The organism is Streptomyces sp. NPDC015532, from assembly GCF_043078065.1.
Lineage (GTDB): Bacteria > Actinomycetota > Actinomycetes > Streptomycetales > Streptomycetaceae > Streptomyces.
In genome coordinates, this window is record NZ_JBIBSY010000013.1 from 90,452 (window position 1) to 114,522 (window position 24,071).

General features: G+C 73.4%; 13 protein-coding genes and 1 pseudogene. 9 read left to right on the forward strand and 5 right to left on the reverse strand.

From position 1 onward, the window contains the following. Nucleotides 1-322 precede the first annotated feature (322 nt). Complete coding sequence (gene gndA / locus ACF07B_RS31250; RefSeq protein WP_392181439.1) at nucleotides 323-1,762, forward strand: NADP-dependent phosphogluconate dehydrogenase; 1,440 nt, start codon at nucleotides 323-325, stop codon at nucleotides 1,760-1,762. Nucleotides 1,763-1,952: 190 nt separating this feature from the next. Here gndA and ACF07B_RS31255 read toward each other — a convergent pair whose 3' ends face one another. The 5 genes and pseudogenes from ACF07B_RS31255 to ACF07B_RS31275 form a co-directional block, all read right to left on the reverse strand. Then, nucleotides 1,953-2,177 (reverse strand): hypothetical protein, encoded by a 225-nt coding sequence (locus ACF07B_RS31255; RefSeq protein WP_329302970.1) that lies wholly within the window; start codon nucleotides 2,175-2,177, stop codon nucleotides 1,953-1,955. Between the two features lie 583 nt (nucleotides 2,178-2,760). Then, the gene (locus ACF07B_RS31260; RefSeq protein WP_392181440.1) at nucleotides 2,761-3,390 is read right to left on the reverse strand and encodes an aspartate/glutamate racemase family protein; all 630 of its coding nucleotides are present in this window, start codon (nucleotides 3,388-3,390) and stop codon (nucleotides 2,761-2,763) included. Between the two features lie 307 nt (nucleotides 3,391-3,697). Beyond that, complete coding sequence (locus tag ACF07B_RS31265) at nucleotides 3,698-4,042, reverse strand: GNAT family N-acetyltransferase (RefSeq protein WP_392181441.1); 345 nt, start codon at nucleotides 4,040-4,042, stop codon at nucleotides 3,698-3,700. Nucleotides 4,043-4,108: 66 nt separating this feature from the next. Next, complete coding sequence (panD, locus tag ACF07B_RS31270) at nucleotides 4,109-4,528, reverse strand: aspartate 1-decarboxylase (RefSeq protein ID WP_392181442.1); 420 nt, start codon at nucleotides 4,526-4,528, stop codon at nucleotides 4,109-4,111. Between the two features lie 259 nt (nucleotides 4,529-4,787). After that, nucleotides 4,788-5,760, reverse strand: a pseudogene (locus ACF07B_RS31275) (MFS transporter). Nucleotides 5,761-5,870: 110 nt separating this feature from the next. On the opposite strand from ACF07B_RS31275, the gene ACF07B_RS31280 reads away from it, so the two are divergent. From ACF07B_RS31280 to ACF07B_RS31315, 8 genes are all read left to right on the forward strand, one after another. Then, nucleotides 5,871-6,380: a MarR family winged helix-turn-helix transcriptional regulator gene (locus ACF07B_RS31280; RefSeq protein WP_392181562.1), complete on the forward strand. Its 510-nt coding sequence runs from the start codon at nucleotides 5,871-5,873 to the stop codon at nucleotides 6,378-6,380. Nucleotides 6,381-6,567: 187 nt separating this feature from the next. Next, nucleotides 6,568-6,972: an FKBP-type peptidyl-prolyl cis-trans isomerase gene (locus ACF07B_RS31285; protein ID WP_369481181.1), complete on the forward strand. Its 405-nt coding sequence runs from the start codon at nucleotides 6,568-6,570 to the stop codon at nucleotides 6,970-6,972. A 1,160-nt stretch (nucleotides 6,973-8,132) separates the two neighbouring features. Then, nucleotides 8,133-15,497, forward strand: a complete 7,365-nt coding sequence (locus ACF07B_RS31290) for an SDR family NAD(P)-dependent oxidoreductase (RefSeq protein WP_392181443.1) — start codon at nucleotides 8,133-8,135, stop codon at nucleotides 15,495-15,497. Between the two features lie 140 nt (nucleotides 15,498-15,637). After that, nucleotides 15,638-20,323 (forward strand): beta-ketoacyl synthase N-terminal-like domain-containing protein, encoded by a 4,686-nt coding sequence (locus ACF07B_RS31295; protein WP_392181563.1) that lies wholly within the window; start codon nucleotides 15,638-15,640, stop codon nucleotides 20,321-20,323. After that, on the forward strand, nucleotides 20,320-20,655 hold the full coding sequence (locus tag ACF07B_RS31300) for an acyl carrier protein (protein WP_392181444.1): 336 nt from the start codon (nucleotides 20,320-20,322) through the stop codon (nucleotides 20,653-20,655). Before ACF07B_RS31295 ends, ACF07B_RS31300 begins: the two co-directional genes overlap by 4 nt. Nucleotides 20,656-20,658: 3 nt before the next feature. Continuing rightward, on the forward strand, nucleotides 20,659-21,480 hold the full coding sequence (locus tag ACF07B_RS31305) for an alpha/beta fold hydrolase (RefSeq protein WP_392181445.1): 822 nt from the start codon (nucleotides 20,659-20,661) through the stop codon (nucleotides 21,478-21,480). Continuing rightward, entirely contained in the window at nucleotides 21,477-22,751 is a 1,275-nt protein-coding gene (locus ACF07B_RS31310; protein WP_392181446.1) for a glycosyltransferase, read from the forward strand. Before ACF07B_RS31305 ends, ACF07B_RS31310 begins: the two co-directional genes overlap by 4 nt. Then, the gene (locus ACF07B_RS31315) at nucleotides 22,748-24,052 is read left to right on the forward strand and encodes a methyltransferase domain-containing protein (RefSeq protein WP_392181447.1); all 1,305 of its coding nucleotides are present in this window, start codon (nucleotides 22,748-22,750) and stop codon (nucleotides 24,050-24,052) included. The genes ACF07B_RS31310 and ACF07B_RS31315 overlap by 4 nt, the downstream gene beginning before the upstream one ends. Nucleotides 24,053-24,071 lie beyond the last annotated feature (19 nt).

Sequence of the window (24,071 nt, forward strand, 5' to 3'; positions counted from 1 at the left end):
CCCGGCCCGCCGACGTCGGGTTCCCGTGTCCGGCGACGCGCGTCCGGCCCGTTCGCCGGAGGGGACCGCGCGGGAGCGGGAGCCGTGTCCGGGCCGCCGGAGACGCCCGCGGCCGGCCGCCCGCGTCGCGCGGACTGTCCGAAATCCGCCCTCGTGGTGCCGGGATGTTCCCCTGCGTGGACACCTGCGACACGTCAGGATGGCCTGGGGCAATACTGGCGAGCAGCGCGGGACGAGCAGGACCGGCGGCATCAGGGCCGGGATGTCTCCCGTAGCGGCCGACGGACTTACGGACTTACCGCACTTCTTAGGAGCCAACCGGATGAGCACTTCAGCCCAGATCGGCGTCACGGGTCTCGCGGTCATGGGGCGCAATCTCGCCCGCAACTTCGCGCGCAACGGATACGCGGTCGCCGTGCACAACCGCACCGTGGCGAAGACGAACGCGCTGGTGGAGGAGTTCGGCCACGAGGGGACGTTCGTGGCGGCCGAGACAGCGAAGGAGTTCGTGGCGGCGCTGGAGCGGCCCCGGCGCCTGGTGATCATGGTGAAGGCGGGCGAGCCGACGGACGCGGTGATCCAGGAGTTCGCCCCGCTCCTGGAGCCCGGCGACATGATCATCGACGGGGGCAACGCACACTTCGCGGACACCCGGCGCCGCGAGCGCGCGCTGCGCGAGCAGGGCATCCACTTCGTCGGCACGGGCGTGTCCGGCGGCGAGGAGGGCGCTCTGAACGGGCCGAGCATCATGCCGGGCGGCTCGGTCGAGTCGTACGCCTCGCTCGGCCCGATGCTGGAGAAGATCTCCGCGAAGGCCGCGGACGGGTCGCCGTGCGTCACGCATGTGGGTCCGGACGGCGCCGGGCACTTCGTGAAGATGGTCCACAACGGCATCGAGTACGCCGACATGCAGCTCATCGGCGAGGCCTACCAACTGCTCCGCGACGTCGGCGGGTACTCCCCCGCGCAGATCGCGGACATCTTCCGGACGTGGAACACCGGCCGGCTGGACTCGTATCTGATCGAGATCACCGCCGAGGTGCTGTCGCACGTGGACGCGGCGACGGGCAAGCCGTTCGTGGACGTGGTCCAGGACCGGGCCGAGCAGAAGGGCACGGGCCGCTGGACCGTGCAGATCGCGCTGGACCTCGGCGTACCGGTGTCGGGTATCGCCGAGGCGGTCTTCGCCCGCTCGCTGTCCGGACACGCCGGCCTGCGCGAGGCCTCGCGCGACCTCGCCGGTCCGACGGCCCAGCGGCTCGACGAGTCCGAGGCCGCGGCCTTCGCGGACCGGGTCGAGCAGGCCCTGTACGCGTCGAAGATCGTCTCGTACACCCAGGGCTTCCACGAGATCACCGCGGGCAGCGACGAGTACGACTGGAACATCGACCTCGGTTCCGTCGCCTCGATCTGGCGCGGCGGCTGCATCATCCGGGCGGCGTTCCTCGACCGCATCCGGGCCGCGTACGACGCCCGGCCCGACCTGCCGAGCCTGCTGTCGGACGCGACGTTCGCCCAGGAGATCGCGGCGGCCCAGGACGACTGGCGCGAGGTCCTCGTCGCCGCGACCCGCCAGGGCGTGCCCACGCCCGGCTTCTCGGCGGCGCTCGCCTACTACGACGCCCTGCGCGCCGAGCGCCTGCCGGCCGCGCTCACCCAGGGGCAGCGGGACTTCTTCGGAGCGCACACCTACCGCCGTACGGACCGCGAGGGGTCGTTCCACACGCTGTGGGGCGGCGACCGGTCGGAGGTCGAGGCGTAGCGGTCGCCCCGCGGGCTGTCACCGGACGCCCCGGACACGCCGCTCGGCCGAAGCCGTCACGCTCCCGGAAGGGGACGCGTGACGGCTTCGGCGCACCTCGGCGCACTCGGCGCACTCGGCGTGCCTGCGTGCCTGCGTGCCTGCGTGCCTGCGTGCCTGCGTGCCTGCGTGCCTGCGTGCCTGCGTGCGGCTAGCTGCGCTGTCCGGCGAAGAGTTCCAGGTGGGCGCAGTTGGGACAGCGGAAGGCGTCTATCTGCCAGCGTGGCCGGCCCATCAGTCTGGCGCCGCCCAGCGGGCCCCGCTGAAGAGCGCCCTCCACCCACCGCGCGAACCCGCGAGCGCCCTGCCCGGAGTCCTCGACGAAGCCCGGCTCCAGCCCCACAACACCGCACTGCGTGCACCGTATGTCGTTCACGCGCGGAGTGTATTGACATCGCTCAAGACCCCGGTGACCGGGGCCGGTCGGCACGCTGGGCCGTTCAGGACAGTGGTTCCGGCCGGGGCTGGGGTTCCGGCACCGGATCGGGACCCGGCGGCTTCGGGATCGGGGGCGGGGACGGTACGGGATCCGGGCCGGGTACGGGATCCGGCCCGCCCGGCTTCGGCACCGGGGTGGGACCGGGCTTGGGCACCGGGGTGGGACCGGGCTTCGGTCCCGGTGCGGGGTCGGGGCCGCCCGGGTTCGGCACCGGGTCGGGGAAGGGTGACGGCCCCGGGGGTTCGGGGGCCGGTCCGGGGGTGGGTCCCGGCGGCACGGGGTCGGGATACGGCTGTGTCATGGCGGTCCTCCAGCCAGTCGGTACGTCGGCCCTCTGGACTTGTCTCCCGCGTACCCAGCACCCGAGCCCCCACTCACCCCGTCGCGCGGGGAACGGCGCCTGGACGGCCCAGTCCGCGGCACACCACCGGAGGAACGAGGGACGGCCGACGCACCGGCTCGTCCGCGCCGCCTCGACGTGCGGCCGCGCTACCCCTGAGCACCGCCGCGCACCGCCGCGCTACCCGGCGTGCGCTCCGAGGGCCGCGTCCGCCGCGGCGGCGAGTCCAAGGCGGGGACTCGACAGCACCGGAACCGAGGTGGTGGTGAGTCCCTCGGCCGCGGTCATGGACGCCTGGGCCAGGACGATCACGTCGGCGTCGGCGACCGCGTCGGCGGCCACCGCCACGAGGCGGGCGCAGCCGTCCGTGTCACCCGCCTCGAACAGCGCCCACGCGTCGTCGACCAGGGCCGTACGGGCCTCGACGGGACGGCCCGCGCGGCGGGCCTCCTCCTCGACCAGGGCGACGGTCGGCTCCAGGGTGCTCGCCACCGTCGCCAGGACGACGACCCGGGAGCCCGCGGACACCGCGGCGGCGGCCATCGGGCGGTCCACGCGGAGCACGGGCACCCCGGCGTCGGTCCGTTCGGCGACCGCGCCGATGGTCGAGCAGGTGCACAGGACGACCCGCGCACCGTCGGCGACGGCGCCGGCCAACAGCGCCCGTACGTCGTCGGCCACCGCTTCGGGCGCTTCGCGCCGGGCCCTCGCGAGCAGTTCCTCGTCGACGAGGTGACGCAGTTCCAGGCCCGGATGGTCGGCGTCCCGCAGCGCGTCGAAAACGGGGACGTGCGCGGCTGAGGTGTGCAAGAGGGCGAGCGGCCCGGGGGTGGGCGGGGCGGGGGCGCTGGTCGCGGACGGGGCGGGGGTGCTGGCCGGGGTCGGGGTCCCGTCCGGGGTCGGGGTGCTGGCCGGGGCCGAGGTGGGGGTGCCTGCCGGGACCGAGGCTGGAGTCCCGGCCAGGGTTGAGGTGGGGGTGCCTGCCGGGGCGGGGGCCCTGGCCGCGGTCAAAGTCCTGGCCGGGGCGGGGGTGCCTGCCCGGGTCGGAATCCTGACCGGGGCCGGGGTGCCGTCCGGAGTCACAGCCGGGGCCGGGGTCCTGGTCCGGGCCGGGGCATCAGAAGCGTCCCGGATGCGCCTTGAGCCATTCCATCGCGGCCGTCAGCAGCTCCGGGTCGGCCGGCGGGGCCTCCGTGGGATGCCGCTCCGCCCACTTCACGACGTACGGGCAGAGCGGAGCGATGACGACGCCCTCGCGCGCGGCGATGCCGTACAGCTCACGGGCGAGCGAGCCGGCGATGCCCCGGCCCTCGTGCTCCGGCTCCACGATGGTGTGCACCGGCACGAGGGCCCGCGCGGGCTCCTCCAGGACGAAGTACTCGATGTGGCCGACCACTTGGCCGTCGGCGAGCGCCTCAAGGCGGCCGGCCGGCCGGTCGTCGCGGATCTCGATGTCACTCACGTGCACTCCTCGGGTCCTGGGTCGGGTCCTGAGTCCTGGGGTCCTGCGCCACCGCCGCGCCGCCGCTCAGACGGTGACGGCCTGCGGGCTGCGCTGCTGGTCCGAGCCCGGTACCGGCTCGGACGGGTCCGTGCCGAGGGACACGATCCGGTTGTCGCGGTCCACGTGCACGACGCTCGGCCGCAACGCCCGCGCCTCGGCGTCGGCGACCTGAGCGTAACTGATGATGATCACCAGGTCACCGGGGTGCACGAGATGGGCCGCGGCTCCGTTGATCCCGACGACACCCGACCCGCGCTCCCCCTCGATGACGTACGTCTCCAGGCGGGAGCCGTTCGTGATGTCGACGATGTGGACGAGCTCACCGGGCAGCAGATCGGCGGCGTCGAGCAGATCGGCGTCGATGGTGACGGATCCGACGTAGTGCAGGTCGGCCTGGGTGACCGTGGCACGGTGGATCTTGGACTTGAACATGGTCCGAAACATGAAGAACTCCCGAAACGTCTGCTCCCTGCCTGCGTCACACAGGTCAAGGGCGGTCTCGGCAGACTACAACGCTTCGCCTGTCCGGTCAGCTTCCCCCAGGCCTTTCCGCATCCTTCCTGACCCATCGCCGAATTTTCTGACGCATTCCATGACACTTCCTTTCGGCTTCCTCGTCCTCTCTCACATCGGGGCAGCCCGGCGCGCGGTCCGTTCGGGCCGGGCACGGGCGCTTGTCGTGTACGGTCCCCACGGCCGGGTCTCAGATGGTGAGGTGCTGCTTGGCGCCGGAGTCGTCGGCAGTCGCCTCGGGGGTGATGCCGTGCTGCTCTTCTTCGGGGCGGCCCTTCTTGGGCAGCAGGAAGGTGCTCGCGAGGAAGGCCACCAGCAGGCACGCCTGGACGATCAGCGCTCGGTGGAAGCCGCCGGTGAAGTCACCGGTCTTGGCCTGGGCGAAGAACACCGAGCCGAAGACCGCGACGCCGATGGAACCGCCGACCGCCTGGACCGCCGACAGGACACCGGAGGCGGATCCGATCTCGTCGTCGTCGACCGCGGCCAGGAGGAAGCTGAACAGGGCGGCGATCACCATGCCGGCGCCGATGCCCGCCACCGCCACGCCGGGAACGATGTCCCAGATCGAGAACGAGGCGGCATCGAGGCCGTCGAGCTCGAACCACAGCACGGCGACGCCGGCCAGCTGGACCAGTGGTCCGATCTGCAGCACCTTGCGGCCGATCTTGTCCGCGAGGAACGCGCCGCTGATGGCGCCGCCGATCGCTGTTCCCACCGCGAGGGGCAGGTTGCCCAGTCCCGCCTCACCGGCGGTGAAGTGCCGGCCGATCTGGAGGAACAGGGTCAGTACGAGCTGGGTGCCGATGAGCCCTCCGAAGAACAGGGCGATGCCACCCAGGCCGACGGTGAAGGCCGGCTTGCGCAGCAGGCCCGGGGTCACCAGCGGCTCGCGGCCGGAACATCCGGCGCCGGCCGTAGCGGTCGCCGAGCCGGCCGCCGAGCACGAGCCCGGCGCCCAGGGTGAGGGCGTAGCCGCCGATCACCCACTGCAGTCCGACGGAACCGGCACCGAGGGATTTCTCCAGGTCCGGTCCGGCGACGTTGACGATCGAGGCGTCCAGGAGATCCATGATCTCCGCGACGAGCATCACCTCCAGGATCAGCCATCGCCACCGGTAGGGCTCGGTCGTCTCGGCAGGGGTGGGGGACGGGTCACGCACGTCAGATACCTCTATGGTGAAGTAATTCCATCATGAAGGTAAAGTGGTGGCGGTAGGTTGTCAAAGCGGGATGACGTGCGGCCCGCGTGACAGGAGAGAAGGGCGGAGGCGTGGAGGAAGCCGTGCGCGACGGTGTCGCGGAGCAGCGTGAGCGGCTCATGGAGTCGCTGAGGATCTACGGCGGCCACTACACCGAGCTCAGCCGGCGCTTCGCCGCCTGGCTGGGCCTGCACTCCACGGACGCGACCGCGGTCCTGGCGATCGCCGCCGCCGAGGAGCGCGGCACTCCCCTGTCACCGGCGCGGCTGAGCGAGCGGATCTCCCTGTCCACGGGCGCCACCACCGCGCTGCTGAACCGTCTCGAAGCGGCGGGGCACATCACGCGGGCCCGCGAGCACTCCGACCGGCGCATCGTCACGCTGCGCAGCGGCGGGCACATCCAGGAACGGGCGGACGAATTCTTCGGCCCGCTCGCCCACCGCCTCGACGCCGCGATGTCGCACTACCCGCCCCGGTTCCTGGAACAGGTCGAAGCGTTCATCGCCGACCTGAACACGACCATGGACAGCCACCTCACGGACCAGGACGCGGTGACACCGCACTCCCCTTCGCACCCCTGATGCGCGAACTCCCTGACCGGCTCGCTCCCCACCCCCCAGCCGGCCCATGGACTCGCCTTGAACGGGACCGAGGGGTGGGCTAGAGAAGGCGCGGACCGGCACTCTCGGTAGCGTGACCATCTGCCGCACGGATTGTCCATGTGTCTGGCTGGTCCGACGGCTTCCGACGGAAAGTGACAAGGCTGCAATGAGTGAACTGACAAAGCCCGAGGTCGACGTTCCGGAGGGTGACGCTCCTACCGAGCTGGCCGTCCGGGACCTGCTCGTCGGTGACGGGGCCGAGGTCAAGCCGGGCATGGTGGTCCGGGTCCACTATGTCGGGGTGACGTTCGAGTCCGGGAAGGAGTTCGACGCCTCCTGGGACCGGGACCAGCCGTTCAAGTTCACCCTGGGCGGCGGCAAGGTCATCAAGGGCTGGGACCGGGGAGTGAGGGGAATGAAGGTCGGCGGCCGGCGCGAGATCATCGTCCCCCCGCGTCTCGGATACGGCAATCAGTCGCCCTCGCCCTTGATCCCGCCGGGCTCGACCCTGGTCTTCGTGGTGGACCTGCTGGACTCGTATTCCAGCACCACCGGGTGGAGCAACGCCTAGTGCCCATGGCCGCTCCTCCCCTACGACGTGCCGCGTCATCCTCCCAGGGGGTTGGCGCCGCCGGACTCTCGCTGCCCGTTCCACTTCCGCCTCCGCAACGCCCCAGGGTTCCGCTGCGACTCATTGACCGCCGAAGGCGATATGGCGACCGACTTGCTGAACGGCCTGCCCAGCGTCGCCGCCCGGGCGTCTGAACCCGAGCACCAGGCGGCGGCTTCGGTCATCCTCGGCAGGGTCTCGGCCAGGCGCGGGGACTCACCCCGTTGCACGAGCCCGCCGAGGGCCGGATCAGTAGCCGCATGGCCGGCGAGACCCCGAACGACTGCACAACCTGCCGCATGGCCAGATTCGTCCGGTGATGGACAGTCGGCGGCCGACACCACGGCCGCCCGATGCGCGGCCCGTCACCGCCCCGCTCGCGCACCCCCGCAACAGCCGCTCGAACTGCTTCATCCGCACCCCGTGAACGTCTCCACCCACCACGGATCATGCCCTCGGCACCCTGCGCATACAAGCAAAATGCCCAGCTCACAGCCCTCTGCAACACCAGTGGGGCGAGGGGCTGCTTGTCGAGTTCCCCAGAGTCGATCAGCCGGGCGGCACTGCGTGTGAGCCGGCGAAGCCCACAAAAACACCCAGCGGCCGGTGCGCGCCACCCGGCCGAGAGCCCGCCGCACGCCCGACCTCCGCGCATACGGCGTCCGTACGAGGCATGCGACGCCCGTTCGGCGCCCCCGAAACCCTGCACCCGCCCTTCCCGGTCATTTCAAGATCGGCACATGGAATTTTCCCGTGTCCGTCACCCGAAGGGAAAGTGCGCCCCGATTCGGACATGCCGCACCAGAGAAAGTTCCTCATTCACCTATTGGAGTTTCGATGATGTGTGAGGGGAGCGAACGAGACGCCACCATCAAGGAATTGCTCCGACTCCCGACACCTCTTCCGGTGTTCACAATTGACCGAATCAATGCGCCCTCGCGCCGCCCCACTGGTTCAACATTGACCAGCCAGTAACAACAGGGCTACCTTTCAACGCGTTTCGAGCAGGCTCAATAGACCGATGTTCCCGGGTTTCCGCAGGTCCCGCTGGAATCCGACGTGCCGCCATCGTTGTCGTACCGCATCCCCCACCATGCAGTCTCAGCTTGATTCGGAGAATCATGACGTCTGCTGTGCGTTCCGAGGACATGATCATCGGCATCACCCCGTTCGGCGAACCCGACGCCCGGCTCGCGGCGGCGGTGTGCCGGGCCGGTGGGCTCGGCGTTCTCGACCTGGGCGACGGGGACCGAAGATCCCGTGACGCGCTGGAACGCCTGCACCGCCTGGCACGGGGCCCGTTCGGGGTGCGGATCGGCGCCCGCTGCCGACTGGACCCCGCCGACCTCGCGCCGGGGACCGGTGACGCCGGTCGGCCGGACACGGTGGTCCTCGCGGTCGACGCGCCGTGGCAGGCCGGCGACCTGGCCACCGGCCACCGGGTGCTGGTGGAGGTCACGGACCTCGACGAGGCGCGGGCCGCGGTGCTCGCCGGGGCGTACGGGCTGATCGCCCGCGGCAGCGAATGCGGCGGCCGGGTCGGGGAGTTGAGTACCTTCGTCCTGCTCCAGCGACTGCTTGCCGCGCCCGACATACCGCTCCCGGTCTGGGCCTGTGGCGGAATCGGCCCCCGGACGGCGGCCGCCGCGATGGCCGGCGGGGCGGCCGGGGTGGTGCTGGACAGCCAGCTCGCGCTGCTGGCCGAGTCCTCCCTGCCGGAGGCGGCCGCGGCACAACTGCGGCCCCTGGACGGTTCGGAGACGACGGTGCTGGCGGGTCACCGGGTGCTGCTCCGACGTGGCCCGGACGCGCCGCGTGTCTCCGGGACCGACCCGGAGACGGTGGCGGCGGCACTGGGCGCACAGGATCCGCGTACCCAGTTACTGGCGGTGGGTCAGGACGGCTTCCTAGCAGCCCGGTTCGCGCGGCGCTGGGGAGATGTGCGTCGGACGGTGCGCGCTCTGACGGACGCGGTGCGCGACGTCGTACGCGACGACACGGCCGCCGGAGCACTGGGCGCGGGCTCCCCGATGAGCCGGGCGCTCGGCACCCGGCTGCCCGTCGCGCAGGGACCGATGACCCGGGTCAGCGACCGCGCCGAGTTCGCGGCGGCGGTCGCCGAGGACGGCGCGCTGCCCTTTCTCGCGCTGGCGCTGGCGGACGGCGCGCGCACCCGGGCGATGCTGACCGAGACCCGGGCCGCCGTGGCCGGGCGGCCCTGGGGCGTCGGCGTACTCGGCTTCGCGCCGGAGGAAGTGCGTGCCGCCCAGTTGGAGGCGGTACGGGAGCTGCGGCCGACGCACGCCGTCATCGCGGGCGGACGGCCTTCCCAGGCGCGGGCGCTGGAGCGGGACGGGATCCGTACCTTCCTGCACGTGCCCTCGCCGGGGCTGCTGCGGCAGTTCCTGGAAGCCGGGGCCCGCCGCTTCGTCTTCGAGGGTTCCGAGTGCGGCGGTCACATCGGTCCGCGCGGCAGTTTCCCGCTCTGGGAGGCCCAACTCGCGGTCCTGGAGGACTTCCTGGACGACGCGACCGACAAGAGCGGCGGCAACGACAGGGGCGGCAAGGGCGGCGGCGAGGATGCGGGCGAAGGGTACGGCGGGAACACGGCGGAGGCGCTGGAGGTGTTCTTCGCGGGCGGTGTCCACGACGAGCGCTCGGCGGCGATGGTCGCCGCGCTCGCGGCCCCGCTGACCTCGCGCGGGGCCGCCGTCGGGGTCCTCATGGGCACCGCGTACCTGTTCACCGAGGAGGCGGTCGCGCGCGGCGCGATCCAGCCACTCTTCCAGCGCCAGGTGCGGGCCGCCGAGCGGACCACGCTCCTGGAGACCGCGCCCGGCCACGCCACCCGCTGCCTGCCGAGCTCGTTCACCGAGGGGTACCGCGAGCACGAGGGTCGGCTGCGGTCCGCGGGCGCGACCGACCGGCGGGTCTGGGAGGAACTGGAGCACCTCAACATCGGGCGGCTGCGCCTCGCGAGCAAGGGCGTGGAACGGGACGGCGGCGGGGCGCTCAGGTCGGTCGACGAGGCACGCCAGCTCACCGACGGCATGTTCATGGCCGGGGAGGTGGCCGTGCTGCGCTCGGCCACCACCACCGTCGCGGCGCTCCACGAATCGGTGACCTCCGGGGCCGCCGGCTTCCTCGCGCTGCGGGCGTCGGGGCTGCGCGACCGGGTGGGCGAGCGGCCGGGCGGTGCCGGGAACCGGGAGCCGGTGGTGCCCCCTCCGTTGGACATCGCGGTCGTCGGGATGGCCTGTATGTTCCCGCAGGCGCCCGACCTCCCCTCCTTCTGGGCGAACGTCGTCGGCGGCCGGGACGCGGTCGGTGAGGTTCCGCCCGAGCGCTGGGACCCAGCGGTGCACTACGGGCGGGGCGACGACGGGGCCGCCCCCTCAGACGGCGCATCCCCCTCCGTCGGGACCACCCCCTCCAGCGGTGCCGTTCCCTCCAGCGGTGCCGTTCCCTCCAGCGGTGCCGTTCCCTCCAAGTGGGGCGGCTTCCTGCCCCGTATCCCCTTCGACCCGCTGCGCTACGGCATCCCGCCGGCGTCGCTCGGCAGCATCGAGCCGGTCCAGCTGCTGTCCCTGGAGGCCGCCCGGCGCGCGCTGGAGGACGCCGGATACGGCGACGGGGGAAGGGAGTTCGACCGTTCCCGTACCTCGGTGGTGTTCGGCGCGGAGGCGGGCAGCGACCTGTCCAACGCGGCCACGCTGCGCGCCGTGCTCCCGTCGTACCACGGGCGCGTTCCCGAGGGTCTCGACGGCCAGTTGCCCCGGCTGACCGAGGACTCCTTCCCCGGCATGCTCGCCAACGTGATCTCCGGCCGGATCGCCAACCGGCTGGACCTGGGCGGCGCCAACTTCACCGTCGACGCCGCCTGCGCCTCCTCGTTGGCCGCGGTGGACGTCGCCTGCAAGGAGCTCACCGGCGGCACCAGCGATGTGGTGCTGTGCGGCGGCGCCGACCTGCACAACGGCATCAACGACTACGTCCTGTTCTCCTCGGTGCACGCCCTCTCCCCCACCGGGCGCTCCCGCTCCTTCGACGGCTCGGCGGACGGCATCGCGCTCGGCGAGGGCGTCGCCTGCGTCGTCCTGAAGCGGCTCGCGGACGCCGAGCGAGACGGTGACCGGATCTACGCTGTGATCAAGGGCCTCGGCAGTTCCAGCGACGGACGCTCAATGGGCCTGACCGCGCCCCGCCCCGAGGGTCAACGCTCGGCGCTGGAGCGGGCCTACCGCAACGCGGGTGTCTCACCGGCCGACGTCGGGCTCGTCGAGGCGCACGGAACCGGAACCGTGGTCGGCGACCGCACCGAACTGACCGTCCTGGGCGAGGTGTTCGGCAAAGCCGGGGCCGAGCCGGGCAACTGTGTGCTCGGTTCGGTCAAGTCGCAGATAGGACACACCAAGTGTGCCGCCGGGCTGGCCGGGCTGATCAAGACGACCCTGGCGCTGTACACCGGCGTCCAGCCGCCCACCTTGCATCTGGAGCGCCCCAACGCCGCCTGGGACGAGGAGAGCAGCCCGTTCGCCTTCCACACCCGGGCCCGGCCCTGGGCCGCTCCGGCCCCACAACGGCTCGCCGGTGTCAGCGCGTTCGGCTTCGGCGGCACCAACTTCCATGTGGTGCTCGGCGCGTACGCGGGCGGCGCGGCACCTGCGCAGGCGCTGGACGAATGGCCCGCCGAACTGTTCGTGTTCCGGGGCCGGGACACGGCGGCCGCACACCGGGCCGTCGAGGAACTGCTCGCGGCCGCCGAGGCCGACGGCCGGCCGTGGCGGCTGCGCGACCTGGCGCTCAGCGCGGCCCGCCGGGCCGACGTCTGTCCGGATCCGGCCCGGGTGGCGGTCGTGGCCGGGGACGTGGACGAACTGACCGGGCGGCTTCGGCGGGCGCTGGCCGGGGAGCACGATCCGGCGCACGGCGTCCATCTGGTGCTGCGACCCGACGGGCGGACGTCACCTGCCGCGGCACCTGCCCAGGACCCGGCCGGGGGCAAGGTCGCCTTCCTCTTCCCCGGTCAGGGCAGCCAGCGCCCCGGAATGCTCAGCGACCTGTTCGTCGCCTTCCCCGAGCTGCGCCACTACCTCGAACTCGGTGGCGACCACGCCGGCCGGCTGCACCCGCCCGCCGCCTTCGACGACAGCGCACGCGACCGGCAGCGGGCGGCGCTCACCGACACCCGGGCCGCCCAGCCCGCGCTCGGCATCACCGGACTCGCCGCCCACGCCCTCCTCACCACGGCCGGGGTGCGGCCCGACATGGCCGCCGGGCACAGTTACGGCGAACTGGTCGCCCTGAGCGCGGCGGGCGCCCTGAGCCCCAAGACGCTTCTCGCGCTCAGCTCCGAACGGGCGGCGGCCATCCTCGCGGCCGCCGGGGCGGACCGCGGAGCGGACCCGGGGACCATGGCCGCGGTCACGGCCGGCGCCGCGGAGGTCGCTCGGGCCCTTCGGGCTGTGGAGGCCCCGGCCGCCGTGGTCGTCGCCAACCACAACGCGCCCCGCCAGACGGTGATATCGGGCTCGGCCGACGACGTCACGGAGGCCGTGCGTCTGCTGCGCGAGGCCGGGTACGAGGCCCGGGGCATCCCCGTGGCCTGCGCCTTCCACAGCCCTCTGGTCGCCGGTGCGGGCGCCCGGTTCGCCGAGGCGCTCGCCGCCCGTCCGGTGCGCGCGCCGGAGTTCCCGGTGTGGGCCAACCGCACCGCGACGCCGTACGCCGCCGACCCGGACGCGGTACGGGCCGAACTCGCCGCGCAGATCGGCGCCCCGGTCGGGTTCGTCGAGCAGATCGAGGCGATGTACGAGGCGGGCGCGCGGATCTTCGTCGAGGCCGGGCCCGGATCCGTGCTGACCGGGCTGGTCGGACAGATCCTCGGCGACCGGCCGCATCGCACGGTCGCCTGTGAGCCGCGCCCGGACAGCGGCCTGCGCGGCTGGCTGGACGCCCTGGCCCGACTGGCCGTCGCCGGGCTGCCGGTGCGCACCGGCTGGCTGCTACGGGGCCGCGACGCCGTCGACGCGGTGCGCACGCCGGTGCCGAAGCGGCCCGGCTGGACGGTCGACGGACAGTTGGTACGCACCGCCGCCGGAGACCTCCTTCCCGGGGCGCTCGCACCGGCGCGACGAGTCGTGGAGACGACCGTGCCGATGAACCCCGCGCACCCGGTCCCGTCCGACCGGGACGGGCTCCACGGCGTGCACGCCGGTAACGCCAACAACGGCAGCAACGGCAGCAACGGCGTGCACTACCAGGACCGCCAGGACGCCCAGGACGCGCTGATCTCCGAATTCCTGCGCACCAGCCGCGAGATGGTCGCCGCCCAGCGTGACGTGCTGATGACCTACCTCGGAGCGGTGGCCGGAGAACGGACGGCCGGGCCACCCGCGCCCGTCGCCCCGTCGGCACCGGGGGACACCACGGCCGCCACGCCCCAGGTGGAGCCGCCGATGTCACCACCACCCCGGACCACGGTGTCGTCGTCCGACCAGGCACCCGCCACCGGGGCGGCATCGGTTCAGGGCGTCGACGTCCAGCAGGTGGTCCTGGAGATCATCAGCGAGCGAACCGGCTATCCCCTCGACATGATCGAGCCCGATCTCGACCTGGAGGCCGACCTCAGCATCGACTCCATCAAGCGCGCCGAGATAGCCGGCGAACTGGCCCGGCGCCTCGGCGCCGGGGACGGCGCGGACCTCACCGGCCTCGACGACTCCGAGTTGGAGGATCTGGCGAAGGCACGGACGGCCGCCGCGGTGACCGACTGGCTGACCGCCCGGCTCGGCGGCTCCGCGGAACCGGCCACGCTTCCCGCCGAGGACGCCGAGACGATCCCGGCGGCCGACGCGGCCGACGCGGCCGAGGCCTCCGCGGCCACCGAGGCGGCTGAGGCGTTCGAGCCCCCGGAGGCGTCCGGGACGGTCGAGGTCGCGCGAGCGGTGAACGGCGACGCGGCGAACAGCGACGCGGCGAACGGCGCGACGGTGCGCGGCGAGGCGCCCAAGCGGTACCTGCTGCGGTCGGCGCCCCTCGATCAGGAGGGTGAGACCGCGGATCCGGCGGCCGTACTGTCCGGGACGCGGTGGGCCGTCCTCGGTGACGCCCCCGAGATCGGCGCCCGGCTCGCCTCGTACGGCGCCGACGTCGTCGTACGCGACCGGGAGCACCTGCTGACCCAGGACGACGGCCGGGTGGACGGGGTCCTCTACCTCGTCACGGGTGGCGCGCCGGTGCTGCCGGACGCGTTCCCCGTCCTGAAAGCCGCCCTCGCCCTGGGACCGCACCGGCTGCTGGCCCTGCGGGCCGTGGACGGGGACACGCCGGACACGGCGGCCTCGGGGCTGCGCGGCTTCTTCCGCACCGTGGCACGCGAGTACCCGTCGACGGTCGCGCGGACGGTGGAGGTGATGACCACATCGGCCGTCGCGGAAACGCTGTCCGTCGCGGACGGGCTGCTGCTCGCGGACGCGCTCGTCGACGAGTTGTGCTCGTCCGACCCCGCCCCGGTCGTCCTGCGCCGGCCGGAGGGCCGGTTCGGCCTGGAGCTCGTCGAGTCACCACTGGGCATCCTCGGCGGCACCGGCGCGGGCCCGGCCGGTGCCGGTGCGGCCGAAGCCGCCGTGCTCGGCCTGGACCGGGACGCGGTGGTCCTGCTGGCCGGCGGGGCACGCGGCATCACCGCGCAGTGCGCCGCGGCCATCGCCGCCGCCGGCCGGTGCCGGCTCGAACTGCTCGGCAGAACACCCGCGCCGGACGGCCCGGAGGACCCGGACACGGCCGCCGCCCGTACCCCGGCAGCACTGCGCGCGGCGCTCGCCGCCCGCGGTGGGACGAGACCGGCGGCGATCAACCAGGCCGCCGAACTCCTCCTCGCCCAGCGGGAGATCACCGCGACACTGGCGGAGCTCAGGGCGCTCGGAAGCGAAGTCCGCTACCGCTGCGTCGACTTCCGGGAGCCGGAGGCGGTGCTCCAGGCGGTGAAGGACATCCACGCCGAGCACGGCCGCCTCGACGGTGTCGTCTACGCGGCCGGGGTGATCGAGGACCGGATCATCGCCGAGAAGACCCCCGAGTCCTTCCAGCGGGTCTACGGCACGAAGGCGACCGGCGCGGGCGCCCTGCTCACCGCGCTGGAGGAACTGCCCGACGGGCCCGCGTTCAGTGTGCTGTTCGGCAGCATCTCCGGCGTCCTCGGCAACCAGGGCCAGGCTGACTACGCGGCGGCCAACGACGCGCTCCAGAGCCTCGGTTCGGCCTGGGCCGCCCGCACCGGGTACCGGACACTGACCGTGCACTGGGGGCCCTGGGCGCCCGCCGCCCGGCACGGCGGCATGGTCGGACCGGAGCTGGCCCGTGCCTACGGCCGCCGGGGCATCGGCCTGATCGATCCCGAGGAAGGCACAGCGGCCCTGCTGCGTGAACTCGCCTGGGGCGACCCGTCGACCACCGCCGTCGTCTACACCGCCTCGGGCTGGTGACGGGTTCGGTGACAGGCCCCGAGGCGGGTCCGGTGACGCACCGGGCGAAGGCTTCCGGGACGGGCCGGGAACAGGACCGGACGGCGGGTGCGGCGGGAGAGCCGGTGACGCGGCGGCAGGTTCCGGTCGCCATTGTCGGCATGGCGGTGCTGATGCCGGGGGCCCGGGATCTGGGGGCGTACTGGATCAACCTGCGGGACGGCGTGGACGCGATCGGAGAGGTGCCGCAAGGGCGTTGGGACGCCGGGTACTACCGCCCCGGCACCGCGTCCGAACCGGCCGTCGCCGACCAGGTGTACTGCCGCAGGGGCGGGTTCGTGGACACACTGGCCGAGGTCGAGGTGACCCGGTTCGGGATCATGCCCAACTCGGTGGCCGGCACCGAGCCCGACCAGCTCATCGCGCTGCACGTGGCCGCCGCGGCCCTCGCGGACGCGGGCGGCCCGGACCGGCTTCCCGACCGGCGACGCGTCGGTGTCGTTCTCGGCCGGGGCGGCTATCTCACCCCGGGCCTGGTCCGGCTCGACCAGCGGGTGCGCACGGCCGGACAACTGGTGCGCACCCTGGGCGAGTTGTTACCTGAGTTGACGAGCAGTCAACTCGACCGCGTACGAACGGCGTTCACCGACAGGCTCGGCCCGGACAGCCCCGAGTCGGTGATCGGCCTGGTGCCCAACCTGGCCGCCTCACGGGTGGCCAACCGGCTCGATCTGCGCGGCCCCGCCTACACCGTGGACGCGGCCTGCGCCTCGTCGCTGGTCGCGGTCGACCAGGCTGTGGGCGAACTCTCCTCGGGGCGCTGCGATCTGATGCTCGCCGGAGGCGTCCACCACTGCCACGACATCACCCTGTGGAGCGTCTTCTCCCAATTGCGCGCCCTCTCTCCCAGCGAGCGCATCCGCCCGTTCCACCGGGACGCCGACGGCCTCCTCGTCGGCGAGGGCACCGGGGTCGTCGTACTGAAGCGGCTGGCCGACGCCCGGCGCGACGGCGACCGGATCTACGCGGTGATCCGGGGCACCGGGGTGGCGAGCGACGGCCGGGCCGCCGGACTGGTCAGCCCCGATCCCGGCGGTCAGGCGAGTGCCGTGCGGCAGGCCTGGCTCGCCGCCGGACTCGACCCGGCCGCGCCCGGCTCGGTCGGCCTGCTGGAGGCACACGGCACCGCGACCCCGGCCGGCGACACGGCCGAACTGGCCACGCTCGGCGAGGTGTTCGGCCCGGCCGAAGGATCCGGCGGAGTCCGCGCGGTGATCGGCTCGGTGAAGTCGATGATCGGGCACACCATGCCCGCCGCCGGGGTGGCCGGACTGGTCAAGGCCGCCCTCGCGGTGCACCACGCGACGCTGCTGCCGACCCTGCACTGCGACGACCCGCATCCGGCGCTGGCCGCGACCCGCTTCCGTACGCTGGAGAAGGCCGTCCCCTGGGAGGTCTCACCCGACAACCCGGTGCGCCGGGCCGCCGTGAACGCCTTCGGCTTCGGCGGGATCAACGCGCACGTGGTGCTGGAGGAGGCACCGGCGCCCGTCACGGCGGCGCCCGCCCCGGCAACCGGACGCCCGGCCGTGCGGGTCGCCGGGCCCGAGCGGGTCCTGCTGCTCGCCGCGGACGGTCCGGAAGCGCTCGCCGCCCTGCTGGACAGGGACGACACCGCAGTACGCGCCGGCGGACTCGACCCCGCGCTTCCGCATCCGGCCGCGGGCCGGGCCCGGCTCGGCATCGTCGACCCGACCGCGAAACGGCTGGCCCTTGCCCGCCGGGCGGTCGGCCGGGGCCGCGCCTGGCACGGCCGGGGCGACGTCTGGTTCCGGCCCGGCCCCCTGCTGGGTCCCGGGCACGGCAAGCTCGTCTTCGTCTTCCCCGGCCTGGAGAGCGAGTTCTCCGCGCGCGTCGACGACGTGGCCGCGCACTTCGGACTGCCCCGGGCGGCGCCCGCGGGCCACCCCGTCGGCGACGTGGGCCGGCACGGCCTCGGCGTGGTGGCCGTCGGACGCCTTCTCGACGCGGCGCTGCGTCGCCTGGATGTCGTGCCGGACGCGGTCGCCGGGCACAGCGTCGGCGAATGGACCGCGATGACGGTGGCCGGGCTGTACTCCGGGGACGAGGTCGACGCCTTCATGGCGGGCTTCGATCCGGACACGGTGACGGTGCCGGGTCTCGCGTTCGGTGCCGTCGGCGCGCCCGCGGAGCGCGTACTGGCCGCTCTGGAACAGGAGTTCACGGGCGGCGGCCTGGTGCTCTCCCATGACAACGCGCCGGGCCAGTCGATGGTGTGCGGGCCGGACGGCGCGGTCGAGGACTTCGTCCGGTCGTTCCGGGCCCGCGGTGTGCTCGGCCAGGTGCTGCCGTTCCGGTCCGGCTTCCACACGCCGATGCTGGCGCCCTACCTCGGGCCGATCAGACAGGCGGCGCAACGGTTCCGGCTGCATCCGGCGACCGTCCCGGTGTGGTCGGGGACGACCGCGGCGCCGTTCCCCGAACCGGAGGCGGAGGTACGCGACTTGTTCGTCCGGCACCTGCTGGAACCCGTGCGCTTCAGGCAGTTGACCGAGGCCCTGTACGCGGCGGGGCACCGGGCCTTCGTCCAGATGGGCCCCGGGCAGCTCGGGTCGCTCGTGGGCGACACCCTCGGCGACCGCGACCATCTGACCGTGGCCGCGAACTCCCCCCACCGCACCGGCCTCGCCCAGTTGCGCCGGGTCACGGCCGCGCTGTGGACGGCGGGGGCGGCCGTCGCCCCGGCCCTGCCGTCCGGGCCCCGTACGGACACCACTTCAGGAGCCGGATCCGGATCGGCCGACGGCGGCGCCGGAGCCGGAGCGGGTTCCGGATCGGCCGACGGCGGCACGCTGTCGGCGCGGCCTCCCGTGCGGCTCGATCTGGACGGCGCTCTGATCTCACTCGACGGCCCGGAACTGGCCGACTTACGCGCTGAGTTGAGCGCGGCCGCCGCCCCCGCTCCGGGTGCCGCCACCCCGTACACCCCAGATGCGCTGCGTGGGCTCACCGACCGGTTCCCCGGCGCCGCCGAACTGGACGCCCTGCTGCGGGACACCGCGGACACGGCCGCAGCGCTCATCACTGCGCGGCCCGCCCGCCGGCCGGCCGCCCCTCCCCCTCCCTCCGTCCCCGCCTCTGTCCCCGTCCCCGTGCCTGTCTCCATGCCGGCTTCCAGACCCGTAGCCGAAACGCAGACGGCGGTCGGCGAGGCGGCGACGGGCCCCCTCGTACGAACCTCGGTCGTCCGCGTCTCCCCGGAGACCATGCCGTACCTGCTCGACCACTGCTTCTTCCCCCAGCGGGCCGACTGGCCGGACGTGGCCGACCGCTGGCCGGTCGTCCCGGCGACCACGATCGTGCACCACCTGATGGACGCGGCCCGGCGGGCGGAGCCGGGCAAGGTGCCGGTCGCGGTGCACGGCGCCCGGTTCGAGGAATGGCTGACGGCCACCCCCGCCGTCGACGTACAGGTCACGGCGGAGCCCGTGGCACCGGACCGTCTGGCCGTGTCCTTCGGTCCCCGGGCCCGCGCCACCGTGGAACTCGCCGGTGGCTACCCGACCCCGCCGGCCGCGCGTTGGCGGACCGACCCCGCGAGCGAACGCGCGCCCCGCCATACCGCGGCGCACCTGTACGGCGAGCGCTGGATGTTCCACGGCCCGGCGTTCCAGGGAGTCACCGAACTCACCGCGCTCGGCGAGCGGCACATCCGCGGGATCATCACCGCCCCGGCGGCGCCCGGCGCCCTGCTGGACAACGTCGGCCAGATCCTCGGCTACTGGATCATGGCGACCCGCTCCGAGCGGACGGTCGTGTTCCCGGTCGGGATGCGGGAGATGCGCTTCCACGGCCCGCACCCTGCCCCGGGGACGGAGGTGGCGTGTCTGGTGCGGATCACCTCGCTCACCGACACCGCGCTGGAGGCCGACGTACAGCTCTCGGTGGCGGGCGCGGTGTGGGCGGAGTTGCGCGGCTGGCAGGACCGCCGGTTCGACAACGATCCGCACACCCGGCCGGTGGAACGCTTCCCCGAGCGCAACACCCTGTCCGAGGCCCGTCCGGGCGGCTGGTCACTGGTGCACGAACGGTGGCCGGATCTGGCGTCGCGCGACCTGATCATGCGCAACTCGCTGGGCGGACAGGAGCGTTCGGAGTACGCCGGACACGCGCCGCGCGGCCGACGGCAGTGGCTGCTGGGCCGGATCGCGGTCAAGGACGCCGTACGGCAGTGGCTGTGGGACCACGGCGAGGGCCCCGTGTTTCCCGCGGAGCTGCGGGTGAGCAACAACGGCATGGGCCGCCCGTACGTCACCGGGGTGCACGGCCGGGAACTGCCCCCGCTGGACGTCTCTCTCGCCCACCGCGCCGAGGCGGGCGTGGCGATCGTACGGCCGCACACGCCCGCTTCCGGTCCCGGCATCGACATCGAAGAGGTCACGGCCCGCGACCCGCAGGCGATGGCGACGGTGCTCGGCGCGGACGAACTGCGGCTGCTGCGCACGCTGTGCGCCACCGGCGGCGACAGCAGCGGCGGTAGCGGCAGCGAGGCACTGTGGTTCACCCGGTTCTGGGCCGCCAAGGAGGCGGTCGCCAAGGCGGAGGGCACCGGCTTCGGCGGCCGGCCGCGCGACTTCGCCGTGCTGGAGGCGGCACCGGCCGGGGACGAGCTGATCGTCTCGGGACGCCTGGAACGCGCCTACGCGGTGCGGTGCGCGCCTGCCGCGAACCCGCCCGGACTGACCGAACGGTCCTATGTCGTGGCCTGGACCACGGGACCGATCGGACCGACGGGACACCCCCACGAGGAGGAATACACCCCATGAAAGCCACCCCCCACCCCGCGGACGCCACCCCCCGCCCTGTCGAAGCGGACCAGGTCTTCGCCGACATCGCCGAACTGCTCGCCCGGCTCCTTGAGGACGAGTACGGCCTCGACGACGTCGAGATCGGCATGGCGACCACGTTCAACCGCGATCTGGAGCTGGAGAGCATCGACCTGGTGACGCTGTCGGGGCTGTTGGAGGAGCGGTACGGCGGGCGGGTCAACTTCGCCGAGTTCCTGGCCGGGATGGAGTTCGACGAGATCATCGGGCTCACCGTGGGGCAGCTCGTCGCCCACGTCGTGACCAGCCTGAAGGCGGCGGAGGCGAGCTGACGCATGGCGATGGTCGACACCGGTGGACTCCGGTTGCACGTACAGCGGCTCGGCCCCCGGGACGGCCGGGCGGCCACCGCGACCGCGGTGCTGATCCACGGTCTGCTCACCGACAGTCTGGCCAGCTACTACTTCACCGTGGCGCCCGCCTTCGCGGCGGCGGGCCTCGACGTCGTCATGTACGACCTGCGGGGGCACGGTCGCAGCGAACGCCCGCCCGACGGCTACACCCTGGACCACAACATCGACGACCTCCGGGCGCTCCTTGACCGGCTGGCGGTGACCGGACCGGTGCACCTGGTCGGCAACTCCTACGGCGGCACGATCGCCTTCGGCTTCGCGGCCCGCCACCCGGAGCGTGCGGCCAGCGTGTCCCTGATCGAGTCCGAACCGGCCACCGCCGCCTGGGCGTCGAAGCTCGGCGGCATCCTCGACCGGGTGATGGCCCAACTGGCGCACAACGAGCTCGACGCCCTCGCCTGGATCACGGCGAACCGTGGCCACAACACAGCCCGGCTGGCCCGGGGCGCGGCCCGGCTCGCCCGGGACACCACCCTCGGACAGGACATCCCGGCCAGCGACGTTCTGACGGATGATCAGGTCGCCGCGATGCGCCGTCCCGTGCTCGGCGTGTACGGGGGTGACTCCGACCTCGCCGAACTCGCGCCCTGGTTGGGGTCGTTGCTGCCGGACTGCCGGACGGTGGTGATCCCTGGGCACGAGCACTCGGTGCTGGTGGAGGCGGCCGGGATCGTGGGCGGTCACATCCTGGCTCTGATCCAGGGGACTTCGGCGGTCCGGAGCGTGGGGGCCGAGGCCCGGTGAGCGGATTCCTGTTCGTGGTACCGCCGTTGGTCGGGCACATCAACCCGGCCGTCGGGGTCGCCGACCTGCTGCTCGCGCGCGGGCACCGGGTGGCGTGGGCCTGCGCCGACCCCGGTCTCGTGGGACACCTCGCGGGTGACCGGGCCCCGGTTTTCCCGTGCGCCGGGCCGGTACCGGGGGTGGGCGAGGCGCGGCGGCCGCCCGACCTGCGGGGGCCGGAGGCGCTGAAGTTCCTGTGGGAGTGGTATCTGCTGCCGCTGGCCGAGGCCATGGCGCCGGGGGTACGGGCGGCGGTCGAGACGTTCCGTCCGGACGTGGTCGTCGCCGACCAGCAGGCGTTCTCGGGCGGTCTGGTCGCCGAGCGGGCGGGGCTGCCGTGGGCCACCTCGGCGACCACCTCGGCCGAGTTCGCCGACCCGCTGGCCGGGCTGCCGAGGGTCACGGAGTGGCTGGCGGAGCGCCTGGCGGGCCTGCGCGGGTCTATCGGGGATCCGGCGGGCGACACCGATCCGCGGTTCTCGCCGCATCTGGTGCTGGCGTTCAGCACGGTGGAGCTGGCCGGTCCGCCGGCCGCCGCGCGGGGCGGCCCGATCCGCTGGGTCGGCCCCTCGATCACGGCCAGACCGGCCGCGGCCGGCTTCCCCTGGGACTGGTTCGACCCGGGCCGGGCCACGGTGCTGGTGACCCTCGGCACCGCGAACGCGGACGCCGGCGGGCGCTTCCTCGCCGTCTGCCGGGAGTCCCTGCGCGCACGGGCCGACCGCGTGCAGGGGGTCGTCGTCGACCCGGGGAACACGCTGGGCGCGGACGCCGCCTCGTCACGGGGCGACATCCCGTCCCCGGACGGCACCGGTGCTCCGTACGGCTCCAGGGCTCCGTACGGCGCTCACCCCTCGCCCGGCCACGACAAGGACCTGCTGGTCCTGCCCTCCGTACCTCAACTCGCCCTCCTCGAAAGGGTCGACGCCGTGGTCTGCCATGCCGGTCACAACACCGTGTGCGAGGCGCTGTGGCATGGGGTTCCGCTCGTGGTGGCGCCCATCCGCGACGATCAGCCGGTGGTGGCCGGGCAGGTGGTGGACGCGGGGGCGGGTGTCCGGGTCAGGTTCGGCCGGGTGACCGCCGCCAAGCTGGGCGCCGCGCTCGACGCCGTACTGCACGAACCCGGGCACCGCGCGGCCGCCGAGCGGATCGGTGCCGCGTTCCGCGCGGCCGGCGGTGCGACGGCGGCGGCGGACAGTCTCGAACAACTCGCCTGGGAGTACCGATGAGTGAGCAGACGAGCCGACCGACCGGGCAAGCCGCCGAGCCGTCGTCCGGGAAGGATGCCGGCGAACCGGTCAGGCAGGCGCCCGAGCAGCCGACCGGGCCCGACGCCGGGGAACCGGCCGGGCAGGACGCCAGAGAACCGGCAGGACTGGACGCCAGGAAACCGACCGGGCATGCGCCCGAGCAGCCGACCGGGCAAGCCGCCGAGCCGTCGTCCGGGAAGGATGCCAGGGAACCGGCCGGCGAGCCCAGCCGTGCCGAGCGGGTGGCCGGGCTGCGCCCCGGTTACCTGGCCGATCTGGCCGAGGGCACGGGACGCTTCTTCGAGCCGCCGCGCACCACCTGCCCCTGGTGCGGCTCCGGCCGCCTGACCACCCGTCTGCGCACCACCGACCTGCTCCAGCACAAGCCGGGCCGGTTCCTCCTCGACCGGTGCGACGCCTGCGGGCACGTCTTCCAGAACCCGCGGCTGAGCGAGGCCGGGCTGGAGTTCTACTACCGCGACTTCTACGACGGGCTCGGCGAGAAGAGACTCGGCGACACCTTCGGCGGCCGCACCAGGATGTACCGCGACCGCGCCGAGTCGATGCTGCCGTACGACTCCGTCCCGAAGAACTGGCTCGACGTCGGCACCGGGCACGGCCACTTCTGCGCGACCGCCCGCGAGGTGCTGCCCGGCACCGCGTTCGACGGTCTCGACTTCACGGACGGCGTCGAACTCGCCGCCCGCGAGGGCAGGGTGGAGCACGGCTACCGCGGCGCCTTCCCCGACCTGGCACCGGAACTCGCCGCCCGCTACGACGTGGTGAGCATGTTCCACTACCTGGAGCACAGCACCGACCCCGACCGTGAACTGAGGGCGGCGTGGCAGGCGGTGCGGCCCGGCGGCCATCTGCTCATCGAGGTCCCGGACCCCCAGAGCCGCTACGCCCGGCTGCTGGGCCGCTGGTGGCTGCCCTGGCTCCAGCCGCAGCACCTGCACTTCGTGCCGGTCGCCAATCTGCGCCACCGCCTGGCGGAGCTGGGGTTCACGGTGGTGGCGCAGCAGCATGCCGAGCCGCACGACCCGGTGGACCTGCTCGCCGCCGTCTGGCTGGCGCTGGACCACGCCGCTCCGCGCGAGGACGCGCCCTGGCTGCCGAGGGCGCCGGGCGCGCTGCGCCGGGCCGGGCGTACGGCCCTGCTCCTCGCGGGGATCCCGGTCCTGGTCCTGGCCACGCTGCTGGACCGGTTTGCGGTCCGCCCGCTCGCGCACCGGCTCGGCGTGTCCAACGCCTACCGCCTGGTGGCCCGCCGGGACTGACCGCGCACCCGCCCCGGAG